Genomic DNA, 8,300 nt, shown 5'->3' with positions numbered 1-8,300 from the left:
CCACACAATTTCCCCTCACTTCAAAAAGTGAAAACCATAATCCAAAAAGCAAACCACATAATTATAGATTCAAAGGAAGTCGTCCCACAACCTCCTTTGTCAACCCACCTATGAGAATCCCCGCCAGGACTCCTGCCACCAGCAGTGCCGGTGCATAAACCATCAAACTCGTATTGCTCACCACGATCATGGCAACGATCAGCTGCCCGATATTATGTGTGACACCACCGGCCACACTGATACCGATCAGACTGAAGCCGGAATGTTTTTTCAAAAGCTCCATCACAGTCAGGCTAAGCGCAGCGCCAGCCAGACTATACAAAATACTGAACAGATTTCCAAACATAAATCCGATCACCAGGATTCTGACAACGGACACGAGAGCCGCTTCTTTAAAGGAATATCGGTCCAGTATAAAAAGTACCGCCAGGTTTGCAAGCCCGAGCTTGATACCCGGAATTCCTGTAAATACAGGGACCAGAGACTCCACATATCCAAAAATGATCGCTACTGCGGCAAATAATCCGAGATAAGCTGTTTTTCGTTTCATAAATAAATCCTTTCATTTGTTGCAGGAATATCGTTGCAGAAACAGCACAGACAGAATACCGTCTGTCAGAGAAAACTCTACGGAGAACACGTATTACGCATATTCTCCGGAAATTTTATGTCACCGCATCAATTTTAGGCGAACTCTCCGAATCCAAATCCTCTGCAGTATTTTCCCCTTCTATCACAACCTTATTAGGAAGGCAGATGATGGAACCGCCGTGCTCGTCCACAGCCTTCTGTTTCATACAGTAATGATCCGGGCAGGTTGCTTCGATCATTGTAACTTTTCCATCTTTGATTTCGCAGACATTGGTGTCTCCGATGTGGATGATCTGGTCCTGGGAAAGCGAATAGGTTCCGAATTCTTTTCCGTCAACGGTAATACGGATCGTATTATGGGAACGTTTCCCCGCAATCTGAAAACCAAGCCAGAGAACCCCCGCCAGAATCAGGATCCCGGCAATAAAAATCAATTCTTTTTTCTTCAAAACAAATCTCCATTTCTGTTACAGATTCAGAAAAAATCATATCATAATCGAAATTAAAAGGCAAACATAAGTTAATGATATCTAACCATAATTCATACAGCTGTTCCCAACGGAAAGGGAGGAGTGGCGATGATTTTTCTTTTATAAAAGACATAAAACAGAAAAATTCATATTGGAAAAAGTTATAGACTGCTAACAAAAGTGTAGACAAGAAAAAAACAGGTGATATAATACCTAACTGTAAGTTAGCATCGTCTAATTTTACAAAAAAGATTAATCAAAACTAATTTATGTATATGGATAAAAACTATATAATTTATCCAAAAGACAGTTATACGCAGATTACAGGACTGGATCGAGAGCATCTGACGTAGCAATATATGTTCGCATAGCGTGAGTCTGATGCAGCAATTTACAGAATTGTTAAAAATACAAGGGAGAAAAGAGATGAAAAATCAGAATTTTTATATGAGAGTGATCTCCTTACTGTTGGTGATCCTGGCTGTACTTTTTTATAACAGCAGCATGAAAGCCCAGGCAAATGAAAAAGAGATCGCGGCTCTGACAGATAAGGTAGATACACTTCAGGAGCAGCAGAATGAACTTCTCAGTGCGCTGGAGACGAGTTATGTAAATCGTATGCAGAATCAGGCAGCATCTGCAGGATCAGGCAGCAGTGATACAGATACAGCAGGCGATGACAAAACAACAGACACTTCAGACGGCAATGTATCCGATGCAGACGCAGAGGACACAGCAACCGCAGATTCCGATAATGTATATAAAGATGGAACCTATACAGGAGAAGCCGAGGGATACGGCGGGACCATTCAGGTGGAAGTGACACTTGTCGGTGATGAGATCACATCCATCAACGTAGTCAGCGCCCCAGGCGAGGACAGTGCATATCTTTCACAGGCAGAGAGTGTGATCGATTCCATCCTGAGTGCTCAGAGTACAGATGTGGATACCGTATCTGGAGCAACGTTCAGCTCCACAGGAATCCTGAACGCAGTGGATGCGGCACTTGGAAAGGCGGAAAACTCATGAAAAAAAGACAGCGGGAGGTAAGGCTGATGCGTGCGGGAATACAGCTGGCATTTTTTATTGCCGCCCCGTCTCTGTTTTCTACAGCCTTTGCAGGTATCAAATCGATCTTTCTTGCCATTGCGGCCGGTCAGCCGGTGGAGTGGAATTCCTTTCTGACTGTAACGGCAGTGCTTCTGATCTTTACCTGCTTTTTCGGAAGACATTTCTGCGGATATGCGTGTGCATTCGGATCTTTCGGAGATGCCGTATATGAAGGCTTTTCCTGGATCCGGATGAAATGCTTTCACAAAAAAAAGAAACCGGCTCTTTCCGAAAAAATGGTTCACGGGCTTCAGAAAGTCAAATATATCGTACTGGCACTGATCCTGCTTTCCTGCCTTACAGGTGTATACGGAAAGCTTACGGGAACCAGCCCGTGGGATGTTTTTTCCATGCTCACGGCAGGACGGCTCCCGAACAGCAAATATCTGGTGGGAATTGTGCTCCTGGTGCTGATCATTGTGGGAATGTGTACACAGGAAAGGTTTTTCTGCCAGTTTCTCTGTCCCATGGGAGCGGTTTTTGCATTAATGCCAATCCTTCCGGGTGCACTGTTTCGGAGAAACCGTGAGAAATGTCCGCCGAAATGTGGTCTCTGTAAAAAAAGATGTCCGGCTCATCTGGATATCGACGGCGACACAGGCAGATCCGGCGAATGTCTTTGCTGCCACGCATGTGCCGCAGCATGCCCGAGAAAAAATATTCACATTGGAATAATTGAGGAAAAATGATCTATGAGATATCAGGCTCTGAAAAAGAAAACTTTTCTGGCAGCAGCTACATTTACAGGAATTGCGGTGTTGTTTCCTGTGCTGTGCATGGCTGCTTCGGAAAATGATGTACAGACATATACCGATACAGATTTTGCAATGGATACTGTGGTATCAGAAACACTCTATACCACAGGTGACGATATAAACAGTAAGCTGACAGCTGTGCTGACAGATGTGGAGACGAACCTTCTTTCCTGGACCAATGAGAAGTCCCAGATCTATAAGGTGAATGCAGACAGCGGAAAAGATACGGAGATTTCCGACGAGCTTTCCGGATACCTGAAACGTCTTCTGAAGATCGCAGAGGATTCTGACGGAGCCTTTGACCCAACCATCGGGAAGCTGATCCGCCTGTGGGATATTGGAGGGGAAAACCAGAAAATTCCGGAAGAAGCAGAAATTAAGAATGTTCTGAAGGATTCCGGATATCAGAAAATTTTTCTTGACGGAAATACGGTCCACATGGAGGAGGGCTGTTCTCTGGATCTTGGAGCAGCGGGAAAGGGTATTGGCTGTGACCGGATCCTTAAAGAACTGGAAACAAAGAAGGATGTAATAGCAGCACTTATGAATCTGGGAGGAAGCAGTGTCATGACCTACGGAAGCAAGCCGGATGGTTCTTCCTGGAATGTGGCAGTGACAGATCCCAGAGCTGAAAATGAGGATGACTATCTTGGTGTGGTTGCCTTAAATGGTACAGAATTTCTTTCCACATCTGGAGATTATGAGAAATATTTTATCGAAAATGCTGTAAGGTATCACCACATTATGGACCCGTCTACCGGCTATCCGGCAGAAAGCGGAGTGACCGGGGTAACGGTAGTCTGTGACTCAGGTCTGGAGGCAGATGCGCTTTCCACAGCATGTTTTGTGCTGGGGGTGGAAAAAGGGACACAGCTGTTGAAAGCTTACGGTGCAGACGGACTTTTTGTGGATGAAGACCATCATGTATATCTCACTGAGGGGATGAAGGAGCGGTTCAGCCTGCTTGCGGATTCCTATAGTGTGGAGGATATTGCAGAGTGAAGCTGATCTCCCGGCGATCCGGTTTATGATTGTTTGGCAGAGGGGAATGCTCATATCCGCAGTACTTGCGATAGTAAACCTGGAAAGGGTTCTATAAATATATCATATTTTTAGGAGGAATAAGCAATGCAGAAGTGGAATCTATTGAAAAAAACAGCTCCATGCATTTTAAGTCTTGCAGTGGCAGCAACAACCTTTCCGACCGCTGTAATGGCATCTGATCTTGATGCAGCCGTGGTTTCCGAGGCAGAGGCAGGAGATACGGAGGATTTTAGCACAGAGGAAACGGCAGAGGATACTGAAGCTGTAGCAGAAGAAGCTATAGAGGATGCTGCAGACATAACAGAAGAAGCAGCAGAGGATGCAGCAGTGCCAGAAGCTGCTGCAGACGAGACAGAGGATATCCAGCAGGAAGATACAGCAGAGGAAGCAGACCCGTTCTCTACAGGGGAAGAGAATTTCACAGAAGGCGATGAAGTGGCGGAAGCATTTTCCGATTCTGACCAGCTGACAGGCGAGTATCAGTACGTATATGCAGGACTTACCTGGGGTGAGTACTGGGCAGCAGAAGGCGTATATGCAGCTGGAGATACAAGCTCTTCAGAAGAGAAGGATTCACATAGTGAGTTTGATACAGGAGCTTTTGATACAGTAACAAGAGCGACTGCAAATCATGGACTTCACAGAGGAAGCTATCAGACAGAAGCTACGATCATTGCTGAAGACGGAACCAGATTCGACGTATCCTACTGGGAGGATAAAGGAAGCACACTTTATCTTACAGACGGTTCCAAGGTAAAATGGAACAGAGGCAGTATAACAACAGAAGATGGAAAAACCTATACGATGGATCATTATGAGATATATGGTCTGAAATATGTCCCGGTAGCAGTTAAGACCGCAGATTTTGCAGATTTTTGCAAAAAGTATAATGTTGTACAGGATGGAGCTGTGCTCTCCGGAGGATACAGTGAAAACAATCTCCAGTATTATAAAGGCCTTGTGGCAGACGTAAATGCACAGACAAATGGTCTGAAATATGCGGAGAAAAATGGTGACGGCTTTACATTTACAGCAAGAAAATCAGACGGAACAGCTTCCGGTATCAAGGATCAGGCGTTAAAAACAGCAACAGAGATCAAGCCGAGTGTAAAAGCAGCAAGCGGAAGCTACGGCGAATTCCTCCGTGTGGATCTCAATGGAAATTATGGTGATCTTGGTGCAAATATGCAGGCTGTACGCTGGGATTATTATGGAGATGATTCCACATATACAAAATGCCTCGCTTCTTATGGAACCAAGTTTGCCGCAGATAACTGGATGCATAAAGCAATGGGAATCCAGCTTGGACTTACAAAATCTGCACGCTGCAAGCTTCCGGGAGGAACAGACGGAACAGGATACTGGAAACTGACAGTGTATGCTCTTGGATATAATGACTATACCTACAGCTTCCAGGCAACTGCAGAGAATATCGTAAATCCTACAATGGAGCCAACTGATTTTACAAGTCTTAAAACAGAAGTGGAAGCTGCAAAGGCTCTGGCAGAGGCAGATTACACAATTGCAACCTGGAAGTCCTTTGCCGGTGAGCTTCAGGAAGCAGAAGACATTCTTACAAAAACAGATGCAAGTCAGGCTGAGGTAAATGAAGCACTTGAACATCTTCAGGGAGCAGAGAAAGAGCTTCAGAAGGTAACAGTTACACTTGATAAGACAGCAGCTGTATATACAGGAAAAACAACGACTCTTAAGGCAACAACAAATGACAGCGATGCAACAGTGACATTTGAGTCCGGCAACACAAAGGTTGCAACGGTAAGCAGCAAGGGTGTTGTTAAAGGCGTAAAAGCCGGAACAGCAGTTATCACAGCAAAGGTAGGAAATACCACAGCAACCTGCAAGGTAACAGTAAAAGCTTCTACAATCAAGTTTGCAAAGGCTTCCGTAACGATCTACAAAGGAAAAACAGCAACTGTAAAAGCAACTGCAACACCATCTGCAACTGTAAAATACACAAGCAGCAACACAAAGGTTGCAACCGTAAACAGTAAAACAGGTGTTGTAAAAGGAATCAAAGCAGGAACCATTACGATTACAGCAAAGGCAGGAGCCCTGAAGACAACCTGCAAAGTAGTTGTCAAGAATCCTGCATTCAGTCTTGTAAAATCTTCTGCAACGATCAAAAAAGGTAAAACAACAACCATCAGATCCAAAGCAACACCTGCAGGCAAGGTTACATATACAAGCAGCAATAAAAAAGTTGTAGCTGTAAACAGCAAGGGTGTTGTAAAGGGAATCAAAAAAGGTAAAGCAACGATCACAGTGAAATGCAACGGAATTACAAAGAAATTTGTGGTAACAGTTAAATAATTTCACTGTTGAACCGAATGTGAGCACAGATATCCAGAAGCCTCTGCCGCAGACATAGAGCAATGTCTGCGGCAGAGGTCTGCTGATTTCTGAAGAGCAATGTCTGACAGAGGCCGCAAGAAAAGAGGAGAGAGTAAGGAAGCATGGAAAAAGATCTGAAAGATAAAAAGCAGGAGGAAAAAAATACTCCGAAGATACCCTGGACCAAGCTGGTCCCTGCAGCTGCTGTGATTGCGGCGCTTGTGTTTTCAGGCATAAAGGCGAAGGGCTCTGATGGAGAGACAGAAGCAGTCGGGCAGGCAGAGACGACCGTAATGTCCGCTTCAGAGCTGGAAAAATATTTCGGGTATGAAAAAGAAAATACTGTTTCTGACAGCACAGCTGAGAAAAACAGTACAACAAAAAAGAAAAGCTCATCGAAAAAAAGTTCAAAAAAACAGCAGCGAAAAAAAGCTCAGGTACAAGAACGGTTTCCGAATCTGCAAAAAGCAATGCCGGCGCCGCAGGACAGGGAACCACGCAGACACCGGTAGCAAGCGTTCCGGCAGATGGATATAAGGACGGTACGTATGAAGGAAGCGGAACCGGATTTGGCGGGACGATCCGCGTGAGAGTAACAATCAGCGGTGGAAAGATTGCGGCCATAGATATTCTGGAGGCATCTGGAGAAACTGCGTCGTATTTTGCGTCAGCTCAGGGTGTGATCAGCAGGATGATCGCCGGAAATACACCGAATGTAGATGCAGTAAGTGGAGCAACCTATTCCTCCAACGGAATCATCCAGGCAGTTCAGAATGCCCTCTCCCAGGCAGCGGCAGATGGAAACAGCCAGCAGGTCACCCCTACACCTGCAGCAACTGCTTTACCAACTCCGACATCAGCTCCGTCACCTACAAAAAAACCATCCAAAAAACCATCTCCTACAAAGGAACCGGAAGATCCGGACAGTCCGAAAAATATCTGGATGGTAAATATACAGCTTCGGCAAAGGGCTTCAATGGAGACGTGAAAGTAATTGTGACCATCAAGGATGGAGTGATCAAAGCTCTGAAACAGGAAAATACGGACACAAAGCAGTTTTTTGAAAAAGCATGGAGCGTGCTGGAAGAACAGATCATCGGTACAGATTCTGTGGATGATATTGATGCAGTCAGCGGAGCAACCTATTCCTCCAACGGAATTCTCAACGCTGTAAAAAAAGCTCTTAAAGAAGCGATCAATCCGGAGTATGGAAAGAAACCGACACCAACTCCGACAAAGAAACCGACACCAAAGCCAACAGCCACACCGAAACCTACGGCAACGCCGAAACCAACAGCCACACCGAAGCCAACAGAGACGCCGGCAGCAACCCCGACGCCGGAGCCGGACGACCCGGATGTGACGCCGGTTCCTGAAAAACCCAATGTAACTCCAACACCAGGGACAGATGAGCCGGATGCAACACCGGAGCCAACGGAAGCACCGGAACCGGTGGGAATGTACAGAGATGGAACGTATACAGGCTCGGCTTTTGGATATGGAGGAAAAACATATCTGACAATTACGATCTCAGGAGGCCAGATCGTATCCATTGAGCAGACAAATCAGGATACACCGGAATTTTTTGATCCTGCATGGAGCACGATCTATTCTCAGATCATGGCAAACCAGTCGGCGGATGGAATCGATACTGTCAGCGGAGCCACATATTCTTCCGAAGGGATCCTGGACGCTGCACAAAAAGCCCTTGCCCAGGCAAAGAATTAACCGGGTGAACGTTGGAGCAGCTATAAACATCTGAATCTAAGCCAATAATAAGAGGTGAAAGAAACCTCTGGACTTCTTGATTTTTTTTGAAGTTCAGAGGTTTTTTGCTAGGTTTCTGAAATTGCTTCTATAAATCGATAAAAAATAACAGGAATGTATACAGAATAATAGGAAAAATATCAGAAAATATAAGCGGTTTAAATAATTTGAAATGCAAATTAGCGGGGATTAACCTGAGAAATACAATAAA

The 8,300-nt window shown here is 45.1% G+C and carries 9 protein-coding genes; 7 read left to right on the top strand and 2 right to left on the bottom strand.

All coding sequences use genetic code 11. From position 1 onward, the window contains the following. Nucleotides 1–61 precede the first annotated feature (61 nt). Together CK1_RS10595 and CK1_RS10590 are read right to left on the bottom strand one after the other, a co-directional pair. Nucleotides 62–550, bottom strand: coding sequence for a Gx transporter family protein (locus CK1_RS10595; RefSeq protein WP_015526232.1), 489 nt, complete (start codon nt 548–550; stop codon nt 62–64). Nucleotides 551–665: 115 nt separating this feature from the next. Beyond that, a complete protein-coding gene (locus CK1_RS10590; RefSeq protein WP_129974765.1) occupies nt 666–1,040 on the bottom strand; it encodes a NusG domain II-containing protein in 375 nt (124 codons plus the stop codon). Between the two features lie 447 nt (nt 1,041–1,487). Between CK1_RS10590 and CK1_RS10585 the strand changes: the two genes are divergently transcribed. The 7 genes from CK1_RS10585 to CK1_RS10555 all read left to right on the top strand — a co-directional run bounded on the left by CK1_RS10585 (nt 1,488) and on the right by CK1_RS10555 (nt 8,050). Further along, entirely contained in the window at nt 1,488–2,090 is a 603-nt protein-coding gene (locus CK1_RS10585; RefSeq protein ID WP_015526231.1) for an FMN-binding protein, read from the top strand. Further along, a complete protein-coding gene (locus CK1_RS10580; RefSeq protein WP_015526230.1) occupies nt 2,087–2,860 on the top strand; it encodes a 4Fe-4S binding protein in 774 nt (257 codons plus the stop codon). Before CK1_RS10585 ends, CK1_RS10580 begins: the two co-directional genes overlap by 4 nt. Before the next feature lie 3 nt (nt 2,861–2,863). After that, nucleotides 2,864–3,928 (top strand): FAD:protein FMN transferase, encoded by a 1,065-nt coding sequence (locus CK1_RS10575; RefSeq protein WP_015526229.1) that lies wholly within the window; start codon nt 2,864–2,866, stop codon nt 3,926–3,928. A 126-nt stretch (nt 3,929–4,054) separates the two neighbouring features. Next, nucleotides 4,055–6,301: a penicillin-binding Tp47 domain A-containing protein gene (locus CK1_RS10570; protein ID WP_015526228.1), complete on the top strand. Its 2,247-nt coding sequence runs from the start codon at nt 4,055–4,057 to the stop codon at nt 6,299–6,301. A gap of 143 nt (nt 6,302–6,444) precedes the next feature. Next, nucleotides 6,445–6,834 (top strand): hypothetical protein, encoded by a 390-nt coding sequence (locus CK1_RS10565; RefSeq protein ID WP_015526227.1) that lies wholly within the window; start codon nt 6,445–6,447, stop codon nt 6,832–6,834. Nucleotides 6,835–6,908: 74 nt separating this feature from the next. Continuing rightward, nucleotides 6,909–7,310, top strand: a complete 402-nt coding sequence (locus CK1_RS10560; RefSeq protein WP_306288871.1) for an FMN-binding protein — start codon at nt 6,909–6,911, stop codon at nt 7,308–7,310. After that, a complete protein-coding gene (locus CK1_RS10555; protein ID WP_306288870.1) occupies nt 7,307–8,050 on the top strand; it encodes an FMN-binding protein in 744 nt (247 codons plus the stop codon). Before CK1_RS10560 ends, CK1_RS10555 begins: the two co-directional genes overlap by 4 nt. Nucleotides 8,051–8,300 lie beyond the last annotated feature (250 nt).

Source organism: Ruminococcus sp. SR1/5, from assembly GCF_000209835.1.
Taxonomy (GTDB): Bacteria; Bacillota; Clostridia; order Lachnospirales; family Lachnospiraceae; genus Blautia_A; species Blautia_A fusiformis.
The sequence above is the reverse complement of the archived record's forward strand: the minus strand, read 5'-3'. Positions and strand labels throughout refer to the sequence as shown.